We start from the raw sequence: 21,507 nt of genomic DNA, 5'->3' as shown, positions 1-21,507 counted from the left end.
AAGTGCACCGCCCGGCACTGTCGGTGTCCAAGACCCATCCCGCGGCGCCGATACCTCGTGGGTATCGTTGCAGTGTGGAGCTACGGACCTTGCGCTACTTCGTGGCGGTCGCCGAGGAACTCCACTTCGGCCGGGCCGCCACCCGACTGCACATGAGCCAGCCGCCGCTGAGCCGGGCGATCAAGCATCTGGAGGCCGATGTCGGGTCCCTGCTTTTCGTCCGCTCGCCTACGGGGGTCACGCTCACTCCGGTGGGCTCGGTGCTGCTCGACGAGGCGCGGGCCCTGCTCGACCATGCCGACCGTGTCCGGGTACGCGTGAGCGCGGCGGCCCGCGTCGCGACCATCACCATCGGCATCCTGGGCGACGGCACCGACCCGGGAGTGGCCAGGATGGCCGCCGCCTACCGCCGAAGCCGCCCCGGCATCGACATCCGCATCCGCGAGACCGATCTGACCGACCCGACCTGCGGGCTGCGCGCCGGAATGGTCGACGTCGCGCTGACTCGGGCGCCGTTCGACGAGACGGCCCTGACGGTGCGTGCGTTGCGGACGGATCCGGTCGGCGTGGTCCTGCGCGCCGACGATCCACTGGCCCGCCGCGACGGGCTGCGGCTGGCCGAACTGAGCGACCGCCGCTGGTTCCAGTTCCCGCAGGGCACTGACCCCATCTGGCAGTCGTACTGGAACGGTGGCAGGCCGCGCGAGGGCCCAGTGGTGCGCGCCGTCCAGGAATGCCTGCAGGCCGTGCTGTGGAACGGCACGGTCGGCCTGGCCCCGCTCGGACACGACCTGCCGGCGCAACTGGCTGTGGTGCCGCTGATCGACATGCCGCCGAGCCGAGTGGTGGCGGTGTGGAACGTGGGTGACACCAACCCTTTGATCCGATCCTTCATCGAGATCGCGACAACCGCGTACCGTCACTGAGCTGCGGCAACCGTTGCTGCCGCAGCTCGTGAACAATTCGAACGCTGCGGCCCCAGGGACCGCCTCCCGAAGTGGTGAACATTGGCCGCCCCTTCTCGGGTTCTGGCTCAGGTTGTGTGATCTGCGCACTGCGGGTGATGGCTGAACTCCCTTTGGAGTCTCCCGTTCGCCCACGCCGAGCGCGTGCTCGACGCCGACGGCGGGCTCGCCGAGCAGTCCGACTGGTCGGCGAAGGTCGCCGCCTTCGTGCCCTGGTTGCTCAACGAACTCGCCCGTTACTCCGCAGCGCTCAAGCCGCTGCGCGCGGCCTGACCCGGCCCCAAACCTCAGTCATGTCAGAAGCTCCGGGTGACCTCGTCGCCCGGAGCTTCGTCGTGTTCCGGGTGGGTCAGCCCGGCGTTGGTGGCAGCGACAACTGACGGGTCGCGGCTTTGACGCGCACGACAGGACGGCCCCGGTGACGCCCCCGTACGTTGTGCCGATCAGGCGCTGACGGAGAGTGGAGCCCAGGATGACCGAACTGATCCCGCCGGAAAACACACGGCCGGCGCCCGGGGCGGGCAGACGCACGCTCGGCGTGCTGCCCCTGGTCGGAATCTTCTTCTTCACAGTGTCCGGAGGCCCCTTCGGACTCGAAGCCTCACTCTCCAGCGCCGGTCCGGGCATGACCCTGCTGATGATCGTCCTGGTGCCGGTGGTCTTCGGCGTACCGAACGCGCTGGTGGCAGCGGAGTTGAGTGCAGCGATACCGGTCGACGGCGGCTACTACTACTGGACGAAGATCGCGCTCGGCAGAGGTGCGGCATTCGTGTTCGGGGCCTGGAATTCGATCGGGTCGGTGCTGAACCTCGCCCTCTACCCGATCCTGCTGGTCGACTACCTGGCCACCTGGGTCCCGGACATCGCCCGCGGGAAGGGGCTGGTGATCGTGGACCTGTTCCACGGCGGTTTCGTCGTGGACCTGCACTGGATCGTCACCGTCGCCCTCATCGTCCCGATGGCGTACCTGAACTACCGCGGCTCCAAGGCGGTGAGCGAGTACTCGGTCGGGATGATGCTGTTGATCCTCGCACCGTTCGCGGTGCTGGCGGTCCTGGGCATCTGGCATGCGATCGGCAACGGGATCAACGTGCTCTCGCCCTTCATGGTGCCGGGGCAGAGCGCCCACTCGTCGGTGGCCGGCGCGCTCAGCGTGATCGTGTGGCTGTATCTCGGCTTCGACGGCCCGAGCACCGTGCTGGGCGAGGTCGCCGACGCGCACCGGACATACACCCGGGCCCTGGTCATCTCGGTTCCGCTGATCATCACCGCCTACCTGCTGCCCACCATCGCCGCCATCGGCAGCGGGCTGCACCGGGGCTCGCCCGCCGACTGGGCCCAGGGCGACTTCATCGTGGTCGGTGACGCCCTGGGCGGAATCTGGCTGAAGGTGCTGATTTCCCTGGGATCGGCGCTCTCCCTGGTGGGGCTGTTCATGGCGATCCTGCTGACGAGCACCCGGGTCCCGCGGGCGCTCGCCGCGGACGCGTACCTGCCGCGCTGGATGGCCCGGGACAGCAGACGGTTCAACACGCCGGTGGGTGCGCTGCTGGCGAGCACCACCGTCGTCGTCGTGCTCGCCGCCGTCGACTTCAGCTCGATCCTGCGGGCCACGGTGCTGCTCACTCTGGCCTCGATCCTGCTGGAATTCGTGGCCTTCCTGGTCCTCCGCTGGAGATATCCGCAGATGCTCCGGCCGGTTCGGGTCCCCGGCGGCTGGCCCGGCGCGGTCCTGGTCGTCGTGCTGCCCACAGCGATGATCGTGTACCTGGCGTGGAGTACGGCGGTCGACGAGGCCGCGACGTTCGGCACGAGTCTCGCGGTGGCGCTGCTGGCCGTGCTGCTGTACCCGCTGTGCCGACGGTTCGTCAAAGGCGACCGGCCGGACGCGGCTATCGACTCCTCCCAAGTCGAGCTGGGTCCGGACCGGTTCGCGGGATTCGGTTCGCGGAAGGCGGGCGTCTGATGGATGTGCAACGGGTGCTCTCCGGGCTTGCGGAGCAGTTGCGGACCTGGTGGCCGGTGCCGGGAATCGCGATCAGCGTCGTCGATGGGACCGGCGAGTCCGCGTTCGTCACCGCAGGATTCGCGAACGCGGAGTGCGGGGCGCCGGTCTCCCGTCGCACGCGGTTCGAGATCGGTTCCATCAGCAAGACCTTCACCGCCTTCCTGCTCGGCATACTGGCGGACGAGGGGAAGGTGGACCTCGACGCGGCGGTCGCCGACCACCTGCCCTGGTTCGCCCCGAACGGCGGCTCCCGCGCGATCACCGTCCGGCACCTCCTGCAGCACACCTCCGGCCTGGTGGCCGGGGCCGACGCGCTGCTCGATGCCGCCGCACGCGGCTACGCGCTACGCGATGCGAGGACCTGGGCCGAACCAGGTGAGGTGTTCCACTACTCCAACGAGGGCTACAACCTGCTGGGGTTGATCGTCGAGCAGGTGACGGGGGAATCGCTGGCGGACGCCATGGCCGGACGGCTGCTGCGGCCCCTGGGCATGCGCGACTCGGCGGCGCGGATCACTCACGAGGACATCGCCGAACTCGCCACCGGGTACCGGTTCCTGCGCGACGACCGCCCGCCGCTGCCGTCGGCCCCGCTCGCGTCGGCCGGCTTCTTCGAGTATTCGGCGGCCGACGGGAACGTGTTGGCAACGGCTTCCGACCTGGGCCTGTTCGCCCGCATGCTGCTGGGCCGGGGCACCCTGGACGGCACCAGGATCATAGGTCCCGAGCGGTTCCGACAGATCGTCACGGTGCCTGGCGACGCGGTCAGTTCCGGCTACGCGCTCGGCGTGGACGTGGAAGTGATCGACGGCCACACCTGGCTGACGCACGCCGGCGGGATGGTCGGATACCGCTCGTACCTCGCCGTCGACACCGACGGCGGGCACGGTGTCGCCGTGCTGACCAACGCACCTGGCGAGTGCCAGATCATCGATCGCTTCGCCCGCCATGTGCTCGCCGTCGTCCAGGGAGCCTCGGCGGACCCGGCGCTGTTCGACCCGGAGCGGATCCCCGACGCCCAGCGCTACGTCGGGATCCACGGAACGACGCCGCGTCAGATCCGCGTCGAGGCCACGGGCGACGACCGTCTCTCGCTCACCTCGGACGAGGTGACCGGCAGGCTGTACGACGCGGGGGACGGGCGGCTGGTGTGCGATCACCCAGGATGGTCCGCCTACCACCACTGTCTGGACGGACGCTGGCTCTACGGCCCCGAGTCATTGGGCCCCGGCCTCTCCGCGTCGACCACTCCGCCTCATGCACTCGCAGGTCACTACCGGAGCTACACCCCCTGGTATCCCGGCTTCAGCATCGTGCAGCGGGCGGGACGACTGCACATGATCGCCGCGACCGGCGTGGAAGCGCCCCGCGACGAACCGGAACTCGTCCCGCTCGACGACGGGACGTTCCGCATCGGAGCCGACCCCCGGCTGCCGGAGCGCCTGACGTCCGGCCCTGCCCTGGACGGCGCGGTGCTCTGGGTCGACCTGGACGGGTGCCGCTACACGCGCTCGTTCCGGGATCAGCCGGAGCCTCGGTAAGCGCCTGTCCGCAGCTCGCGCACCCGGAGCTGGAGGTGCGCGAGCAGCATGGCGTCGGCATCGGCGAAGTCCAGCCCGGAGACCTCGCGGATACGGCGCAGCCGGTAGCGCATGGTGTTGGGGTGGATGTGCAGGGCCTCCGCCGCGGTGTCGGTGGCTCCCGCGGCGGCGAGATAGGCGGCCAGGGTCGCCGCCAGCGGACCGTCCTGGCCCTCTTCCTGGCGCAGCCGGTGCAGCGCGCCGCCGGCGTCCGGCAGGCCGAGCGCCTCGGTCGCGTCGGCGAGGTGCAGCAGCAGCACCGCCAGCGCCATGTCCTCCACGGTGCGCACGGCCGGTCCGCGGACGGCCGGGTGCCGCAGCGCCCGCAGCGCGGCGTCCGCCTGCGCCCGCACGTCGGCGATCCGGCCCATCGATTCGGCCGGGCCGCCGACGGCGACCACGTAGTCACCGGCCAGTGGGGTCCGCGCGAGGAAGTCGCGGGCCAGGGCGACGGCCGACTCCAGGGCCGTGGCGTGTTCCGGAGGCCAGGCAGCCAGTACGTACACCGCTCCGGTGCCCGCCACCAGGGCTGAACGGGGGTGCACGGCCGCCAGGAAGTACTCCAGCGTGTCCGCGAACCGGCGCAGCCCGGCGGCGTCCAACGCGTCGGAGCCCGTGCTCCCGGCCAGCCGCGGGGCCGCGGCCAGGACGCAGACCGGGCCGGAGCCCAGCTGCAGCCGGCTCGCCTCCACCGGGTCGGCCGCCCCGCCGAGTACCGCGGCGGCCAGCTCGCCGCGCTGGCGGCGGGCGTAGCTGGTCTCCGTGCGCAGGCCGACCAGCTGCAGCGCGACCACGGGCGCGAATTCGCGCAGCCGGGCTGTGGCCGTCTCGTGGAGCGGCCCGGTGACGGCAGCCCAGATGTAGCCGACGACGTCCGAACCGGCCCGGACCGCGATCGCCAGCCTTGCCAGCTGATCCGCCCCGGTCGCCTCCATGTACACCGGTTCGGTGCTGGCATGGAGCCGCTCGAACTCCTGACGCTCGCGCTGTTCGGCGAGCGTCCGCTGGTGCACGGCCCGCCCCAGGATGGTCTCGATCCGCTCGGAGTCGGTCCGGTCCTGCCCCTCCGACCAGGCGACCAGCGCGGAGAAGCGGTCCTCGATGGTGACCGGGGCGCCGACGGTCTCGTAGACCGCGTTCGCCAGGGCGAACAGCTCTGCGCCGCTGCCGACCGAGCGCACGCGCGTCCTCGCGTACTCGAGCAGCTGCTCACGGACGGTCGTCGCCACGTGCATCCAGGACGCGTCTCGGTTGACCTCGATGATCGCCAGCTTGTCGTGGCCCGACGGCGGCACCGGGGCCTTCACCGCCAGCACCTCCGCGCCGGCCTGTCGCATGGCCGCGGTCAGCTCGCGCAGCTCGGCCTCCGTGGTCACGCCGACCCCCAGCACCACGCACCCGGGTCCGAGCTGTGTCGGCGCGCCCGGGGCATGGATGGCGATGTCGGTGAGCGGCTCGCCGCTGCCGGTCCCCTCCTGGACCAGGCGCAGCAGCGCCGGGCCGATGTTGTCCACGAGCTGACGGACGGGCAGGTGCCCCCGAGCGCCGGACTCCCGCATGGTGCACCCCCGACTCGAAGGACTGTTGTGGGCGTCAAGTCTGGGAGACCCGTATTGACGATGTCAACGGTGATCCGGAGTGACCGTAGCGGGAGCATGGCAGGAGAGCGGGACGGATCAGTGGCACAAGGAGCGTGGATGGCAACGATGCAGACGCAGGCAGGCCGGGAACGGCTGGGGCTGTTCCCGTCCGGGACCACCCGGACTCCCGCGCCGCCTTCGCCTCCAAGGCCTGTACGCCGTCACGTCAGCCGCAAGGTAGGCCGCCAACGTTGGCGCGCGGCGAGTTGCCGTACACGCGCAGCCGACGGTCAGGCGGGGTAGCCGGCTCGTCCAGACCGGCGTGAGACGGGCGAGGCGCCCTCGGGCTACCCGACCGTCGGCTTTGGCCATGTCGCCGGGCAGCACGGTGAAGTCGAATCCTGGATCGGCGAGTTCCAGTCCAAGCAGGTACTTCACGTCGATCCTTGATCGCACCGCATGCGTGGCCTGCCGGTCGGTCAGGTTCTCGGCGAACTGCAGGATGCTTGCCAGGGCAGTTGGCCGGGCGAGATGCCGGGACGGCCTCGGTCCCCGAACGCTTCTTGGAACTGTCTGTCGGAGAAGACGAGACCGAGATGGTTGCGGATCCGCATCGCAAGGCATCCCTTCGGGAATGCCGCACGAGCGATCTCCCTTGTCCCGACAGGAACGTCCATCCCTGGAGCCGACCCCATGGACATCACTGCCACCCCCAGTTTCACGACGAGGCGATTCGGTCGCGCCGCCCCTGAGCAGATGGATCGGCTTACCGGGGACCGCCAGAACGGCGATCAACTCGGACTCACCCGAATTGGGCAACAGGGTCCCTCGATGAAGTCGAAGATCGCGGTGCGGGCAGAGGCCCGGCTGGGCCAGGCGGCGATGCCGAGCAACTCGCGTTTGATGGTGGCAAAGAAGGACTCGGCGAGGGCGCTGTCCCAGCATTGCCCGGTGCGTCCGGCGGGATAGGCGGACGCCCAACTCGGCGGCCACGGCAGCGAATTGCTGACTGGAGTATTGGGCGGATTCAACCGGTTGTCGCAACACCTCGATAGCGGAGGTGTGATGGGCAGGCCAGCAGGGTGGATGAAGGGGATGACGGGCCGGTCTCCAATGAAGTCACCGGGGGGCGCCGTCGTTACGCCGGGAGATCGAGAGCGATTTCTGGCGCGAGATAGGCAAAGGTCACCTCAGCGAGGAGGCCGCTGCTGTGGTCGGTGTGTCTTCGGCGGCCGGCGCCCGATGGTTCCGGCAGCGTGGTGGCATGCCATCGGTCGATCTTGCCCCGCTCGCGGGGCGGTATCTGTCGTTTCATGAACGTGAAGAGATAGCCCTCCTGAGGGCCCAAGGAGCCGGAGTCCGTGAGATAGGGCGCCGGCTGGGCGGCGCTCCATCGACGATGTCCGTGCAGGAAAGACTGTCGGGCCACGTGCATTGCCCGGACGGGACCCTGGTGCAGGGGCCCGAGACCAGGCGGTGGAAGAGCCGCAACAAGCCGCACCGCCAGGACCGGAAGTGGACGTCGGCCTGGAGCCCGGAACAGATTGATGCCCATCTCATGCTGTGCGGCCGGGGAGGCGCATGGGGAGGCCCGCGCGCTCAGCGGCTTGATGGTGCGCAGCATCGAAGCGGTCCTGGTGGTGGCGCACCGGCGGGGTATCGCTGCCCGCGGCCTCGTCAACGCACGCGCCGTGTCCGGGCATGCCGTGACGGGGTGCTGGTTCGCGTGGCCTGGTCAGCGCACGCGTCGTGTCCGGGCGTGCCGTGTGTATCCCGTCGCGCTCCCGGCGGTGAACGGCGCCGGGTTCTCCCGTGTGCTTCGCGGGTGTTGTGCTTGAGCGCCTTCGTGCCGTGAGCGGTGGGAGTGGGGCGTTCGCGGCGGTCCTGGGAAACACTCGATGCGCAGGTCCGCTCCCGTCATGGCCTTGCCCTTTACACTTTCGCCGTCACATAGCGTGAGGAATGATGTGAGAAGAGTGATTGAAGTGCTGCGTAGTCCGCGGCGCCCCCTCGTGCTCGGCGCGGTGCTGACCGTCGCGCTTGCCGCACAGTCAGCTCTGATCGTCGCCCAGCAGGTGCAGATCGACGACCTGCGGATGCAGCCCGTGGATGTCCAGGCGAGCGTTGAGCCTGGTCCTTCGGGGCCGTCCGGTCCCCCTGGTCCCGCTGGTCCCGGTGGTCCTATCGGCCCGGCGGGCCAGGACGGCACGAACGGGAAGGACGGCAAGGACGGCACGAACGGGAAGGACGGCACGAGCGGGAAGGACGGCAAGGATGCTGTCGCTCCGCCGGCGCCGGCTTCGAGTTAGGCCCCCGGCCGCACTGGCCGGCTTCTTTGGCGTGCACTGGAGGGTGTTGTGCCCTTGCGCGGGGCCGGATCGTGCAGTCGCAGTTGTGGGCAGCGCCCGGGCGGGGTGCAGCGCCGCCGGGAGGGCCGGCCGCACCGATGGCACGGTGCGGGATCGTCAACCGGCCGGCAGGTGCCGTTTTCGGCCCGTCGTATTCATAGCGGTTGTGGCCTGAAGGCAGACGCCGAAGCCCGTGACACCTCGTGGGCTTGTGTGCGCGCCGACGGGACGCCCGAGGTAGGTGCACATGGTGGCGCACGCCCGCTTGCGCCGTGCCCGTGACGTGCTTCGGCCCCTTCCCGCAGTGATCGGCACAAGCGGGTGTCCGGTCGCCCGGGAGGGACGCTCGGCGTAGGGATCGGCCTCTGTCGCGCCCTTGCTCTTTGCTCCTTGTCACCGCATAACGTGAGGAATGATGTGGGAAGTATGAAAGAGGCGTGGCGTAGCCCCCAGCGCCGCCTTGCACTCGGCGCGGCGCTGACCGTCATCCTCGTCGCGCAGGCAGCTGTCCTCGTCGCCCACCAGCAGCAGATCGGCGAACTCCAGGCGCGGCGCATCGCCCTCCAGGGGAACAGCATCCGGCAGGGTCTGCCGGGCCCGCCTGGCCCCTCCGGCCCTTCCGGCCCGGCTGGCCCTACCGGCCCGACGGGCGTGCCGGGGCGGCACGGACACGACGGCTATCGCGGCGTACCGGGGCGCGATGGAAGGCCAGGCAGGCATGGCAGGAACGGGGTGGTGATCTACATCGGGCCGTGCCGTCATACGGCCGCCTGTACCCGGTGCTTTTCAAAGCTGTCACCGGGCATGACGCGTCCCTTCCATCAACCGCCCAGGTCAGCCCGAGGTACGCGAGCTGCTGGAGTTTGCTGGCGGTGAGTCTGGCGTGCCGGGTTTTGGTGTTTGCCCCTGCGCGACGGCACCGAAGTGAGGTTCCCCCGAGATGCGGAGGATGCTGACAGTGGGTCAGATGGGACTCATGAGAGGAACATCGACCATGGCTGCCCCCAGGAAGTACTCGCTGGAGTTGCGTGAGCGTGCGGTGCGGATGTATCGCACGACGGATCCGAAGCCGCAGATCAAGAAGCTGGCCGTCGACCTCGGCGTGCATCCCGAGGCCCTGCGCGGCTGGATCCGCCAGGCCGAGGCCGACGCCGGCGAGCGCGACGACCGGCTCACCACTGACGAGCGGGCCGAGCTTGCGGCCCTGCGCAAGGAGAACACCCAGCTCAAGCGGGCCAACGACGTCCTGCGGACGGCCTCAGCTTTTTTCGCGGCGCAACTCGACCCGACCCGGCCCAGGTGACGGCGCTCGTTGACGAGCATCCGCGTCTGGGGGTCGAGTGCGTGCTCCGGGAACTGCACATTCCCTCCTCGACGTACTACCGCTGGCGCCGCGCGGAGAAGGAGCCATGTGAACGGCGCTGCCGCGACGTTGAGTTGACCGAGCAGATCCGCGAGATCCACGCCGCCTCGGGCGGCATCTACGGATCGCCGCGCGTGCACGCCGCCCTCAAACGCGAGGATGTCCACGTCGGCCGCAAGCGGGTCGAGCGATTGATGCGTGAGGACGGACTGGCGGGCGTGAGCCCGCGGCAAAAGGGCTTCACGCGCCGCGACCCGAAGGCCACCCTGGCCCCGGACCTGGTCAACCGGGACTTCACGGCGCCCGCGCCGAACCGGCTGTGGGTCACCGACCTCACGATGATCTCCACCGGTGAGGGGCCCTTGTGGCTGTCCGCGATCCGCGACGCGTTCTCCCGCCGCGTCGTCGCGTGGGAGACCTCGGCCCGCGCGGACGCCGACCTGGTGCTGACCACGCTCGAGTACGCACTCGCGTCCCGTGAGGTCGAGCCCGGCAAGCTCATTCACCACGCGGATCACGGCTGTCAATATACGTCCATCAAGCTGACAACTCGACTGATGCGAGTGGGAGTTGAGGCCTCCATGGGTTCGGTCGGGGACTCGTACGACAACGCCCTCGCGGAGAACCTCTGGATGCTCATCAAAACCGAGGGCCTGCGTGGTCGCGTCTTCACCACCCGGGCCGAGGCGAACCTCGCCCTATTCGAGTACATCGACGGCTTCTATAACTCCCGCCGCATCCAGGAACGGCTCGGCTTCCTCAGCCCGATCGAGTTCGAGGAGAAGTACTACGCCGACCAGGCGACGGCCGAATCAACGAACCTGAACACCCGTCAACCCGCTCTGACCAGCTGATCAGCAACTCCCGAGCAACGGGGGAACCTCAAAGTACGGCCCGGGGTATGGCTGAGGCAGGGCTTGCCAGACCTTTGGCGTGCGTTGCCGGGCCGGCCACTTCCCGATGTCCATCCCGTGCACGGTGAAGCCGGGCAGGACCCCCGCCTGCCTGGCCCTCTTCGTCGGCCACCAGCTCGCGCAGCGCTGCGCAGTGTCGTTGCCAGTTGGCCGGCCGGGCCGGGTTCCGGTCCGGATCGACTTCGCGCAGCGCGGTCTCCCATTCCGGCTTGTCGTCCAGGGCGCCGGAGCGGCGGAGGTGGGACAGCCATGGCCCGATGGGCCGGTCGAGCATGGTCGCGGTGCGGGGTGCGCACAGTGTCCGGTGCTGGTCCCCGTAGGCGCGGGCGGCTTCCAGGTTCCCCTGGAAGAGTTCATCCGCAGGGCTCCAGACCATGCCGAGTTTCTCCAGCCGGGCGTGCAGCCCGCTGATCTGCCCGGCCCCGTACGCCCTTCGTTGTTCTGCGGCCTGCTGCAGTCGCCGGAGGCTGCATGGCGTATGGAGAAAACCGGCTGGCCGACCGGGAGTAGGACATGGCCAACCTCGCCACCATTCCAGGAATCGGACGCCTCGGCGCGAAGATCATCCTCGCTGAAGCTGGGGGCCCGCGCAGCGTTCGAGCGCGACTGGAGCCGTCCCTGTGAACAGTTACCACCCGTCGAACGGCGCCCCCTGCGAACCTTCGGATATCACCCGGGCACCACGGCGTCTCGCGGCCGCGCGGTGGCGTCGTGGGTGTCTGCCGTCGCGGAGCCGGTTGGCATTTGCTGTGAGCGGTCGGCCGACCGGGCCATGGGCATGGGCGGAGGCCCGGGCATGGGCGCGGTGCGGCGTCGCTGTACTTGGTGCCCCTGGTGCGTGCGGGTGCCCGGGTCGAGAGCGGCGTCCTGGTCGAGCGCCCTGAGCCTGCGGTGGCATGACCGTCGTAGTGTCAGAATCTCACTGGTCCAGTTGATTTCGAACTGTGATACTCGATGTGCATGACGCACGATGACCTCACTGGAGACATCCCGGTCAACCCGGCTTTGCGTCGGGTTTTGGCACGGGCCGACTGCCCCGAACTGTTGGAACTGCTGACCGACGGGATGTCGGGTGCGGACCTGACTACGCTGCTGCTGGAGGTGTTCCGGCGCCGGGCGGACCGGCTCTCGCCGTCCGAGGTGATGCGGCGCTATCGCAGCGACCGGTTCGTATCCCCGGCACCGGTCGACTTCGTTGCACTGCGCCGCGCCGAGGACGCGTTGGTGTCGGCGTTGCCCGAAGGCTTTGAGGTCCTCGTGCTCGCGCCGGTCGTGCCGCTGGCCGCGCATTCGGCCGTGGCAACCGTCGACCCACGCAAGGTGATCGCGACTGTGCGAGGCAGCGAGGTGGCCGCCGATCCGACGAACGCGCTGGCGCTGGAGGCATCGCACCGGCGCTCCCTGGCCCTGGCCGCCGATCCCCGTTCGAACACGCCGGTCCGACTGGCAGCCAGCCAGCGAGTGGCACGCGCCCAGAGCCTCAACGGTCCAAGGAACCTTGCCCACTTCCAGCTCTTCGGTCTGGTGAGCGCCGGCCGAGACACCGGCAACCGACGTTTTGAACACCGGCACTTGGCCGAGCATCTGCGGTTCGCCACCCAGGTCATGGCCGACATCGGGGGGCAGGACACACGGATCAGACTGACCTTTCTGCAGGACGCGACTGGTCTGACCCTCGAGCGGATGCGCCGCGACCTCGCCGGGTTGCCAGGAATACAGGTATGCGAGGACCCCGACCGGCCCACCGGCCGCGGCTACTACACGGGCATCTGCTTCAAGATCTACACCAGCATCGGAGGACACCAGCTGGAAGTCGGCGACGGCGGCTTCGTTCAATGGAGCCAACTGCTCACCGGTAACCGCAAAGAACGCCTACTGATCAGCGGATTCGGTGTCGACCGTCTTGCCGAGGCCCTGGCGTCGCAGCCGGGGCCGCGCTCGACTACGGCCGGTCCCAGCGCGCCCTGACCGTCGTCGTCCGCAGCAGCGACCTCGCGGAGCTGATCCCCGCCGCCTCGCCACGCTCGCCCACAGCGGCCTGACGGCCCTTGATGAGCCCACGGTGCGCGCCGTCGGCCGCCAGGCCATCCCCGACGTCCGCACGGCGCCTGCCCGCGTCGCCTGCGGAACCCTGACCGGGGCCGACCACCCACCAGTGGCCGCTACAGCGCACCAGGTCGGGGCGGGCGGTCACTGGTAGTTCGTTGAAGTCGGCGGTGGAGTGGATTGACGGCCGGCCGGGCCAGCCGGAGGCCGGTGGTAGGAGCCAGATGCTCTGCTGGGAGCTGCACATTCTTGCCGGCCTTCGTTCGTGCTCAGTCAACCACCCGGGACTCAAAGTCCCGGGCTTGCGCAACGGGCGCCACTGGCTGTGGTGCTGCGTTTGCGTCCTGTCCCACGCCCGGTGTTCGGGGGTGGGTCTGGGGCAGTTGACTGCACCCCGCATCTCCACAACTCTTCCGCACGGTGGCGGATGTTGCGGGAGCCTCCCCCAAGCTCTCAACTACGTTCGAGCAGGGGGTACCCCCATCAGTCCGCGTGTGCAACGACACCGCAGGACCGGCATGCGAAGCGGGCCTGGGAGACCCGGTTCGCCTTGTCGATGTGCCCGCACTGCGCGCAGGTGCGGGAGGTGTACGCCGGATCGACGTGCACCACCGGTACCCCTGCCTTGCGGGCCTTGTACGCGATGAACTCTCCGAGCTGGGCGAAAGCCCAGGAGGAGTGGGTGGCCCGTTGGGGCTTGCGAAGCCGTACCCGTGCGCGGATGCCCGTGAGGTCTTCCAGAGCGATTCCGCGACCGGTGCGTTCTGCCTCGGCCACCACATGTTTCGCGATCTTGTGGTTGATGTCCCGTCCCCGCCGCGCCTCCTTGCGACGCCGCTTCTTCAGGCGTCGTTTGGCGGACGGGGTGTTCTTGCGCTGGAGTTTCTGCCGCAAGGTGCGCTCGCGCAGGCGCCCGCGGTTCAGTCGGCGTCCGGCCATGATCTGACCGTCCGAGGTGGTCGCGATGTTCACGATCCCCAGATCGATCCCCAGGAACTGGGTGACGCTGGTGTCGAGTTCGGCCTCGGGAACCTCGCAGGTCGCGATCAGGAACCACATGCCGTCGCGGAACAACAGATCGGACTCGCCCTTGCGATACAGGGCCAGGCGGGCCAAATGTTCGGGGGCGGCGGTGAACGCCACTTGCTTCATCCGGCCGGACAGGGTCCAGATCGACACCGTGCGCTGCGTGTACTGCCAGGACAGCATCCGGTCGTCATACGGCTGCGCGCCCGCAGGCCGGAAAGCGATCGGTTTCTCGATGGCACGCCGGTAGCGCTTGGAGGAGGGCCTGCCGAGATTCCCCGCCTTCAAGTTGGCCTTGAGCGTGGTGTAGGCGTCGCAGGTCTTCTTGATGACGTGCTGGGCCGCCTGAGCTCCGAGCCCCCACCGGTCCTTGACCTGGCCGTAGGTGTGCTCACGCAGGGCGAAGTTGCGCTTGATGTCCTTCTCGAACGCCACCTGGGACACCCAGGTCGCGGCCTGATTGCAGGCGCGCAGAGTTTCCTCAAGTGCCGCCGCCTGCACAGGCGTCGGCAGGAGCTTCACCTGCACGGTCAACTTCACGACCGTGACGCTACCTGCCGCCTGACGTACCGGCATTCGAACAGTGCACATTCCTCGCCGGGCGCTGCGGCCCGGTTTCTTGCGTGCGCTCCGCGCCCGTTGCCGCGGCGATGCTGCGCATCGCCGTCACAGGATGCGATTCCTCCCGGGGGTGAACCCCCGGGGTTCCTCGCAAGAGCACGCTGAAGCTGAGCGATGCGCACCAAGACCTGTCCGGCCAGCGAGGGGCCAGTCGCGGGCCTGCAACAGAGCGGGAGTTCTCCGTGTCACGGTTGCTGGTATGGGGTGCGGCAGGTTGTGCGGGCCGGCGCCTCCTGGCACCGTGACGCCGGCCGGTTGCCCCCACCTACGCGACGTGGTGGCCGCGTGGCTGAGTGCCCCCGCACCGGGCCGGCGCCACCGGCACAGGCCGCGGCCGCATGGCCGGATACTTTTTGGCTGCTCGCCGGGAGTTTTCTTCGGATGTCCTGGGCGGTTACGAGCTGACCGCGCCGGCCTTCTCGCGCTTGTTGCTGTCCTGCTCGGTTTTGGGCAGCGCGGGGGCCGGGGCCTTGTGGGTTGTGGCCTGCACGGCACTTGACGTGTAGAGGACCGAGGCGCCCTGCTTCGAGCGGTGAGCCTGGCTCTTGGCGACAAGGTTCTCGAGGGTGGTGCGCACGACGGTCGACTTGATGGTGCGCTGGGGGTGGGCCTTTGCCAGCGCCGAGGTGACCTCGGCTGCGGAGCGGGGTTCTTTCTGCTGGTCGAGGTGGGTGCGGATGAGCGCGATCAGCGTGGGCTGCGCCGATGCCGTAGCCGCCTTGGGCTCCGCGGCCTGGGTCTTGTCCTTCTTGGCCTGCGCAGTGGTCTTCTTCGCGCTGGGGGCCTTGGCCGCAGTCTTGGAAGGGGCAGGGGCCTTGGCTGCGGTCTTGGACGGGGCACGCCGGGCAGGTGTGTTCTTGCCGGATGCCTGCTGCGGGAGGGACGTCGAGGGCTCCGGGCTGCTCGGCGCAGATGCCGGCCGACTGTCGAGCGTCTGGTGGATGCGGTGCAGCACGCTCTGGTCGTCCTGCAGGACGACCAACTGCGCCTGCAGGGCGGAGAGCTCCGCGCCGATACGTTCCTGCTCTTTGGTATTGAGCTCGAGGTCCTGTGCGACCTGAGTGGCGTACTGAGATGTCACGCTGGTGACGGTGACGGCGTGGTCAGTCATGGTGTTGGCCTTCAATTCGGGAGTAATAGCGCACCACCGTGAGTGCATAACCGGAGTAGGTGCGCCCGCCTGTTCGTGTACTTTCGTGGCGAACGGTGGTGTGGCGGCGTAGTGATAGTACGCATGAGTGATGGCTCATGTTCCCATCGAGTGATGGTTCCACGCTGCATTGAGGGTTGAACCTTTGTGCAGGGCGGCCCTTTGAGGGCTGGGGCCGATGCGGGTGGACCCGGCGGGTTGGTGGTTGTTGGCAGGCGCCGGCAGGCGGTGCTGCGGGCCTTGCCCACCCCCGCACCGAGCAGTAGTGACACGGACCGCTACAGCCGAGTGACGTGCACAGAAAGCGCTGACGCGGGCTGTGGACTCGGGCCGCTACCGGCATCTCGTCCGCCTCGTCTGCCTCCTCAAGACCTGACGCCCGGTCACCTTGAGCTTTTCGGTGTCTGACTCCGGCGTCGGCACGTGCTCTTGTGCCTGGGTCACAACGCGCGAAAGTCCTCGAAAGGAGGCTCGAATGAGGGGTCAGGCAGGCGATGGGCCTTACACGTTCGCCGTCGAACAGCGATGAGTTTCGCCGTGATGTCGGTTCCAAATCTGCTCGACAGCCGGACACTCGACGGCAGCATCCAAGAACTCATCTACCGGCCCACGCTGCATGCCTGAAGCCGTCCACGCACCCCACCCGGCCGGGACGGGCGTTCGACTCCCACCCGCCCATATCGATAGAGCAACAGGCTCTTGCACCGGCCACCTTCTTCGCCGTGCGGCCCGACGCCAATCGTCTCGCCGGCAAAGGCGTCGGGGATCACTTTCCATAGCCGCAAGTGCCCGAGCAGTCCTACGCGTCCCTCACCGAAGACGCGCCCGCGGCGCAGTCCGGCACCAGTTTCCTCGCCGCCGGAATTCCCCGACAGCCCATGGCACCCTGCGAACCCCGCCTGACGGCAGAAACCGTGGAGAGCCCGTTGCGCTGAGAGGCGCACGGCGGGTTCGGCGAGAGGTCCGGAGAAACGGACCGGGAGCAATCCCGGCACCGCGCTCCGGGCCTACTCAGCGGAGCCGTCGCGGAGCGTGACGGTGTCGTTCCATTGTGGGGGAGGGTCATAAGCCCGGGGCCTGTCAGCGATCACGCATTCTGGTCCACCACCAGTCGACCATGGCCGACTCGATGTGGTTTGGCTCCGGCAAGGTACGGCGCTCTAGTTCCTCATCGATGTGCGCGATCAGTCGGCCCAAGTCCCGTTTGGCTCCAGGAGGAAGGTGCCGCATCGCCCACTCCAGGTCATCACGGGCGTCGTTTATCCCGGGCGAGCAGAACGCGGAGGCATCCAGGTACCGGCCAGGCTGCTTGAAAGTCCACTCGACACGAGAGAGCGCATGAGCGACCGCGTTGGGCCACATCTCCTGGTCTTCGACTCGGCGGATTGCTGCACGAGTCCGCGCGGAGACACCGTGGACCCTCAGGACCGGATACTGCCATCGTGGCCGCCACCGCTCTGCGCGGACGGCCTTGGGACGCCTACGCGGCATCGCCCTTTCGGATCAACATGAGGCCATCCTGCCAGGGCTCGGTCTTCGCGCAGATCTTGGGGCGTCTCGGGAGTGTTACTGGAGCAGGATCATCTTGCGGAGCAGTTCGAATCCGGCTCGACCATAGAGCTGCCTCTTGATCTTCTTGATGCGGTTCACGGCGCCAAGTCGAGGGTGAGCCCCGCTGTCACCGCGTCGAGGTCTCGGAGTAGGTGGAGTGCGAAGCCGGTGAGGCCTGGTAGTTGGCTGGCGTCGACTGCGTCGATCCAGGTGGGGAGTGTGGAGCCGAGGCGGGTCGGTGAGGATCTCGCCGAAGTCGCGGACGTGTCCGGCGGCCTTGTCCAGGTCGGGGCAGCGGGCCAGGACCTCCTTGAGGCCGGCCCGCTCGTCCTCGGTCAGGGTCGTGGGGTGCCGGGTGAGCCAGCCGGTCACCTGCCGCACCGACGGCGGCCGCGGCGCCGCGCCAGCCGGAGCCCCGCGGAGAGTGGCGACGTGGGCGCGGACCATTTGGTAGGTGACGGGTGCATCGCTGGCAACGACACGCGGCGAGCTGTGCTGGCCGGGCCTGGTGCACGTGCAGGTTCGTGATCGCGTAGACGGTCTCGGTGGTGAAGCGTCTCGGCTGGTCCAAACGGTGCCGCCGGGGCGGATCTGGATGGCCTGGGCGGCGTGCGGGAAGTCGATGCCGGTGGAGACGGTCAGGATCTTCAGGGTGCGGATCTCGCGGCGGCCGTGTCCGCGGCCGGTGTCGCGGGTGGCGTCCGGGACGGCTCGCCAGGGCAGGGCGGCCAATTGCTGGTGCAGGGTGGGCTGGTTGCCTTGACGGTCAGGATCGAGTCGGCGCCGCGTTCGGCGAGGTAGGTGACGTGATCGCGGTGGCAGTGCAACGCGCCGACGGTGATCACGGTGCCGCGCAGGTCACTGATCTGGTCGAGTAGAGGCTTGAAGCGGGTGATCTCGTTGGTCTTGCCGTCGACGTCGGTGCTCGCCAGGACGACGCTGGTGTCCTGGTCGCAGGCGGCTAGGACGTGCCGGGCAGTGTTGCCGCTGCTGTGTGAGCCGCGCAGAGTGTTGCCGTCGACCGCGATCGCTTGTCTCGTGGCCGGCTCCTCTGTGGTCGTGCCCCGGCCGTTGAGCCAGTCACCGATCGCCGCGGTCAGTAGGTCAGGATCGAGTGCTTGCAGCAGGCGGCGGATCATCGTTTCGGACGGCCTGCGATCAGGGTTGATACCCAAGGTGAGCATGGTCGCGGCTGGGGCGTCGTCGATCCATTCGGCGATCGCAGTGTAGGAGCGGTAGCTGGCCACAACAGCGCAGACCGCCGCGCTGACTACGACCGGCAGCCGGTGCCGCACACCACGACGAGCTCGTGGATCCGGTAGATGTGCCAGCGCCGTGGGCAGCCCGGCAGTGTCGGGCGCGGTGACACCCGTCGGTGGACATGACAGTGCAGAGATCAGCGATGATGGTGACGGCGGGCGGAGATTCTTGATCGTTCTCACGATGTTCAGCAACAACGTGGGCCAGGGCTCACCTGGTTGCCGAGGCCCTGGTGTGCGGGGTGGCGGCTGGGCAGGCTAGTTTGCCCGGATGAGTCTCCTCGATGATGTGGCCGAGCGCGACAGCTGGCGGTGCTGGGTGTGCGACGAACCGGTCGACCCCGACAAGTCGGTGAACGACCCGCGGGGGCCCAGCGTTGACAGCCGGACCGCCGACCGGAAGACCAAGGTCGCCGAGCGGCTCGCGCACCGTGGGTGCAACACCCGCAAGGGCGCGGTCAAGGTGGTCATCGCCTGGCCGGACCGCCCGTACGTGGCCGAACCCGCGCCGCTGATCGCCGTTGCAGCGCGGCTGGAGCGCAAGGGAGGCCGCGAGGTGGTGGGCCGTTGTCCGACCAGGCAGGACGCCCAAGAAGCGGCCAATTGGCTGGTGGACCGGTTCTCCCGACTGGTACCGGGGCTGCCGGTGACCGCCGACATCGAGGCGGGCGGCGGGCAGTTCCTCGTCATCCTGGCCACCGGCCGCCGCTGACCGGGATCACCAGCGCACACTCGCGTCGAGCTGAGCCGTCGGCACGCACCCGAATTCGACTCTCCGCGGGGAGAGGCGGTGTCGGCGCTGATCTCCGCGACGAGGTCGGGGCGGACCAGGGTTGTGTCGAGGACGTCGCGAGTGCCCCATGCCGAGGCGAACTTCGCGCCGGTCCATGGATGGCCGGGGCTGGCGGCGGTGTGCTCGGCGAGCTGGCGGGCCGCGTCGGGGAACAGGGGTACGGCGCGGCCGACGGTACGGAGGCGGCCGGCCCTTCACCTCGTCGTACTGCTCCACTGTGAGGGTTGAAATCGACCCCGTAGAGGGCCTTTCTGGCAGCCTCGGCGACTGCCTTCACCCGCTCTTGTTGGTGGCGATCGCGTCGTGGACAGGCGGGCCGTACGGGGGAACGGGGTTGCTCTGGGGTTCGTCTTCGCTACGGGCCATGTCGGTCACCTCAGGCGCGTGGGGCCGCAGCACTTGGGACAGAGCAGGGGGTCGCACGGGCAGGCGAGGTCCGGCCCGCAGGTCTGGGGGCAGCGCTCCTTGTCGGCGGTAGCGGGCAGCCACACCGTCTCGTGGATCTCGCGGCGGATCCGGGCGAGTTCGCCACCGTGCAGAATCTCGCCGAGCGATTGGCTGGGGACGTCTCCGACCGGCCAGTCCCGCGCCATGACGCACGTGAAGACCTTTCCGTCCGGAGCGACGGCGAGCTTTCCGCTCCAGCAGTATCCGCACAGGCCGGACAGACTCGATTCCTGCCCCAGGAGTTCCTTCGCGCGACCGAACTCCCGCACCTCGGACGACCGGGTGGATCCGCTGACGCCGAGGTCGGTCAGGAATTTCACGGTGCGTTCCGCGGACTCCGCGTCCTGGTTCACGTCGATGACGGCGGCCCTGGTGCGGACCCCGCACTTCGGGTCCGTGGCCGGACGCCGTGGGTCGACAACTCCGATGGACCCGTGACGTGCCTCCTGGTGAAATGCCGGGATCGTGCGCTTTCGGCGCAAAGGTTGCGGAATCCTTCCATCCGCTCCATGGCGGGAGGGTACGGGCGGGCGTAAGACAGGGGTAAGGGGTCCGCCCCGGGCCCCCTCACCCCCAGGAGGAGCCATGACCCAGGCCGGATCCATGACCGCGATGAGCAAGGAGATGCAGGACTGCGTCGCAGCGTGCATGTCGTGCCACAGCGTCTGCGAGGAGACCATGAGCTCCTGCATGCAGATGGGCGGCCAGCCCCAGATGCAGATCATGCGCGCGCTCATTGACTGCTCCGAGATGACCCGCATGTGCGCGGACATGATGATGCGCCGCTCGCCGATGTCGCCCGAGATGTGCGCGATGTGCGCCAAGGCGTGCGACATGTGCGCCGAGGCGTGTATGTCCATGCCGGACGATCAGCAGATGATGCGCTGCGCCGAGGCGTGTCGCCGCAGCGCGGAGATGTGCCGCGCGATGGCGGGCGCCACGATGTGATCCCTGCCTGATCGGCTTCGACGGCGCCCGGGCCCGGGCGCCGTCGAAGCCCACGGCGGCGAGCGCTAGTCGCTTCCCGGATAGAGCTCCAGCGGTTCGAACTGTTCCTCGTGCTGGAACACGCGCAGACATGGGGGGACAAGCTGACACAGCCGGAGAACAGCCCGGTCAACGTGAAGGGGAGGCCGCGGTGCTGCGCGCGACGTTGTGGCAGTACCTGCGCGGGCAGGCCGACGCCGGGCAGCTCAAAGCGATCGAGACCGGCCGGGCCGCCGGCGTTCCCTGGCACCACTTCACCGAAGCGCTCTGCGTCACCTCGAAACAAGCCGCTTACCAGAAGGCCCGTCGGCTGAAGGCCGAGGACGTGCGCGAGCCCGGCGAACGCCGAGCGCCCGAAGTGGCCCGCGAGCACGAAGACCGCACAGTCGCCGAACAGCGCGCCGAGCGCGCATTGCTCCTCGTGCAGGAACGGCGCTTTCCCGTGGCCCGGCAGATCGCTCTGCTCCTCCTGGAACACCGCGATGGCATCGTCATGGACAGCTGGGCCGCGTACTGGATCGGCGAGATCGCGGAGACCATAGACGACCGTGACAGCCCGGACGAGCGCGGACGGTTCACCGGATGGCTGGAGAGCTTCGTCCGAGCTGTTCACGGGCACGCTCGGGAACGCAACGAGCCATCCACTACCAACGAAGCGGCCCGCCAGGCCCTCACCAAGGCCACTGAGTTCACCTTCTAGGAGCGCCCCAAGATCCCGGAGCAGATCCGGCGTTCCCAGACTGGGAACCCACGGGACCGCGGTCGATGCCGGACGCGCGCCGGTCGCCCTGCCCGCTGACCCGCTTCGCGCATTCCGTCACCTCGCGAACCGCATTTCGTCGGTTCCCCTGTATGGCTGTTGGGTGGCC

At 68.7% G+C, this 21,507-nt stretch carries 22 protein-coding genes and 2 pseudogenes; 14 read left to right on the top strand and 10 right to left on the bottom strand.

The window, feature by feature from the left end:
- Window positions 1–74 precede the first annotated feature (74 nt).
- The 4 genes from OG758_RS01370 to OG758_RS01355 all read left to right on the top strand — a co-directional run bounded on the left by OG758_RS01370 (window position 75) and on the right by OG758_RS01355 (window position 4,514).
- Window positions 75–926 carry a LysR family transcriptional regulator gene (locus tag OG758_RS01370; RefSeq protein WP_326708206.1) on the top strand — a complete coding sequence of 284 codons (852 nt, stop codon included), beginning with the start codon at window positions 75–77 and terminating at the stop codon, window positions 924–926.
- Between the two features lie 183 nt (window positions 927–1,109).
- Window positions 1,110–1,238 (top strand): hypothetical protein, encoded by a 129-nt coding sequence (locus OG758_RS01365; protein ID WP_326708205.1) that lies wholly within the window; start codon window positions 1,110–1,112, stop codon window positions 1,236–1,238.
- 199 nt (window positions 1,239–1,437) lie between these two features.
- Window positions 1,438–2,931, top strand: coding sequence for an APC family permease (locus OG758_RS01360; RefSeq protein WP_326708204.1), 1,494 nt, complete (start codon window positions 1,438–1,440; stop codon window positions 2,929–2,931).
- Complete coding sequence (locus OG758_RS01355) at window positions 2,931–4,514, top strand: serine hydrolase domain-containing protein (protein WP_326708203.1); 1,584 nt, start codon at window positions 2,931–2,933, stop codon at window positions 4,512–4,514. The genes OG758_RS01360 and OG758_RS01355 overlap by 1 nt, the downstream gene beginning before the upstream one ends.
- Here the strand turns inward: OG758_RS01355 and OG758_RS01350 are convergent.
- Entirely contained in the window at window positions 4,496–6,112 is a 1,617-nt protein-coding gene (locus OG758_RS01350; protein ID WP_326708202.1) for a helix-turn-helix domain-containing protein, read from the bottom strand. The two genes, OG758_RS01355 and OG758_RS01350, sit on opposite strands and share 19 nt — an antisense overlap.
- 402 nt (window positions 6,113–6,514) lie before the next feature.
- Window positions 6,515–6,678: pseudogene (locus OG758_RS48775) on the bottom strand (transposase); the annotation flags it as partial.
- 148 nt (window positions 6,679–6,826) lie between these two features.
- Between OG758_RS48775 and OG758_RS01340 the strand changes: the two are divergent.
- The 3 genes and pseudogenes from OG758_RS01340 to OG758_RS01330 all read left to right on the top strand — a co-directional run bounded on the left by OG758_RS01340 (window position 6,827) and on the right by OG758_RS01330 (window position 8,442).
- Entirely contained in the window at window positions 6,827–7,102 is a 276-nt protein-coding gene (locus tag OG758_RS01340; protein ID WP_326708201.1) for a hypothetical protein, read from the top strand.
- A gap of 117 nt (window positions 7,103–7,219) precedes the next feature.
- Window positions 7,220–7,697: pseudogene (locus OG758_RS01335) on the top strand (helix-turn-helix domain-containing protein); the annotation flags it as partial.
- A 421-nt stretch (window positions 7,698–8,118) separates the two neighbouring features.
- Complete coding sequence (locus OG758_RS01330; protein WP_326708200.1) at window positions 8,119–8,442, top strand: hypothetical protein; 324 nt, start codon at window positions 8,119–8,121, stop codon at window positions 8,440–8,442.
- Window positions 8,443–8,874: 432 nt separating this feature from the next.
- Here the strand turns inward: OG758_RS01330 and OG758_RS01325 are convergent, their stop codons facing one another.
- The gene (locus OG758_RS01325) at window positions 8,875–9,201 is read right to left on the bottom strand and encodes a hypothetical protein (RefSeq protein WP_326708199.1); all 327 of its coding nucleotides are present in this window, start codon (window positions 9,199–9,201) and stop codon (window positions 8,875–8,877) included.
- 274 nt (window positions 9,202–9,475) lie between these two features.
- On the opposite strand from OG758_RS01325, the gene OG758_RS01320 reads away from it, so the two are divergent.
- A complete protein-coding gene (locus OG758_RS01320) occupies window positions 9,476–9,784 on the top strand; it encodes a transposase (protein ID WP_326708198.1) in 309 nt (102 codons plus the stop codon).
- Entirely contained in the window at window positions 9,781–10,698 is a 918-nt protein-coding gene (locus OG758_RS01315) for an IS3 family transposase (protein ID WP_326708197.1), read from the top strand. Before OG758_RS01320 ends, OG758_RS01315 begins: the two co-directional genes overlap by 4 nt.
- 28 nt (window positions 10,699–10,726) lie before the next feature.
- On the opposite strand, the gene OG758_RS01310 is transcribed toward OG758_RS01315, so the two are convergent.
- On the bottom strand, window positions 10,727–11,134 hold the full coding sequence (locus OG758_RS01310) for a helicase associated domain-containing protein (protein ID WP_442810236.1): 408 nt from the start codon (window positions 11,132–11,134) through the stop codon (window positions 10,727–10,729).
- A 584-nt stretch (window positions 11,135–11,718) separates the two neighbouring features.
- On the opposite strand from OG758_RS01310, the gene OG758_RS01305 reads away from it, so the two are divergent.
- Window positions 11,719–12,726 carry a hypothetical protein gene (locus OG758_RS01305; protein WP_326708196.1) on the top strand — a complete coding sequence of 336 codons (1,008 nt, stop codon included), beginning with the start codon at window positions 11,719–11,721 and terminating at the stop codon, window positions 12,724–12,726.
- On the opposite strand, the gene OG758_RS01300 is transcribed toward OG758_RS01305, so the two are convergent.
- The 3 genes from OG758_RS01300 to OG758_RS01290 all read right to left on the bottom strand — a co-directional run bounded on the left by OG758_RS01300 (window position 12,701) and on the right by OG758_RS01290 (window position 15,562).
- Complete coding sequence (locus OG758_RS01300) at window positions 12,701–13,051, bottom strand: hypothetical protein (RefSeq protein WP_326708195.1); 351 nt, start codon at window positions 13,049–13,051, stop codon at window positions 12,701–12,703. The genes OG758_RS01305 and OG758_RS01300 overlap by 26 nt on opposite strands.
- A 236-nt stretch (window positions 13,052–13,287) precedes the next feature.
- On the bottom strand, window positions 13,288–14,370 hold the full coding sequence (locus OG758_RS01295; RefSeq protein WP_442810235.1) for an RNA-guided endonuclease InsQ/TnpB family protein: 1,083 nt from the start codon (window positions 14,368–14,370) through the stop codon (window positions 13,288–13,290).
- A gap of 475 nt (window positions 14,371–14,845) precedes the next feature.
- Entirely contained in the window at window positions 14,846–15,562 is a 717-nt protein-coding gene (locus OG758_RS01290) for a hypothetical protein (RefSeq protein ID WP_326708194.1), read from the bottom strand.
- 824 nt (window positions 15,563–16,386) lie between these two features.
- Between OG758_RS01290 and OG758_RS01285 the strand changes: the two genes are divergently transcribed.
- Complete coding sequence (locus tag OG758_RS01285; RefSeq protein WP_326708193.1) at window positions 16,387–16,536, top strand: hypothetical protein; 150 nt, start codon at window positions 16,387–16,389, stop codon at window positions 16,534–16,536.
- A gap of 631 nt (window positions 16,537–17,167) precedes the next feature.
- On the opposite strand, the gene OG758_RS01280 is transcribed toward OG758_RS01285, so the two are convergent.
- Entirely contained in the window at window positions 17,168–17,524 is a 357-nt protein-coding gene (locus OG758_RS01280) for a hypothetical protein (RefSeq protein WP_326708192.1), read from the bottom strand.
- A gap of 275 nt (window positions 17,525–17,799) precedes the next feature.
- Window positions 17,800–18,609, bottom strand: a complete 810-nt coding sequence (locus tag OG758_RS01275) for an ISAs1 family transposase (RefSeq protein ID WP_326708191.1) — start codon at window positions 18,607–18,609, stop codon at window positions 17,800–17,802.
- A gap of 73 nt (window positions 18,610–18,682) precedes the next feature.
- Between OG758_RS01275 and OG758_RS01270 the strand changes: the two genes are divergently transcribed.
- Entirely contained in the window at window positions 18,683–19,123 is a 441-nt protein-coding gene (locus OG758_RS01270; RefSeq protein ID WP_326708190.1) for a hypothetical protein, read from the top strand.
- Window positions 19,124–19,575: 452 nt separating this feature from the next.
- On the opposite strand, the gene OG758_RS01265 is transcribed toward OG758_RS01270, so the two are convergent.
- Window positions 19,576–20,133 (bottom strand): SPASM domain-containing protein, encoded by a 558-nt coding sequence (locus OG758_RS01265; protein WP_326708189.1) that lies wholly within the window; start codon window positions 20,131–20,133, stop codon window positions 19,576–19,578.
- A 103-nt stretch (window positions 20,134–20,236) separates the two neighbouring features.
- Between OG758_RS01265 and OG758_RS01260 the strand changes: the two genes are divergently transcribed.
- Together OG758_RS01260 and OG758_RS01255 are read left to right on the top strand one after the other, a co-directional pair.
- Window positions 20,237–20,599: a four-helix bundle copper-binding protein gene (locus tag OG758_RS01260; protein ID WP_100596915.1), complete on the top strand. Its 363-nt coding sequence runs from the start codon at window positions 20,237–20,239 to the stop codon at window positions 20,597–20,599.
- Between the two features lie 190 nt (window positions 20,600–20,789).
- Window positions 20,790–21,338, top strand: a complete 549-nt coding sequence (locus tag OG758_RS01255; protein ID WP_326708188.1) for a hypothetical protein — start codon at window positions 20,790–20,792, stop codon at window positions 21,336–21,338.
- The last annotated feature ends 169 nt before the right edge of the window (window positions 21,339–21,507 follow it).

Origin of the sequence: Streptomyces sp. NBC_01474 (assembly GCF_035918215.1) — a bacterium.
Taxonomy (GTDB): Bacteria; Actinomycetota; Actinomycetes; order Streptomycetales; family Streptomycetaceae; genus Streptomyces; species Streptomyces aureus.
Note: the sequence above shows the minus strand (reverse complement) of the source record. Positions and strands in the feature narration are given on the sequence as shown.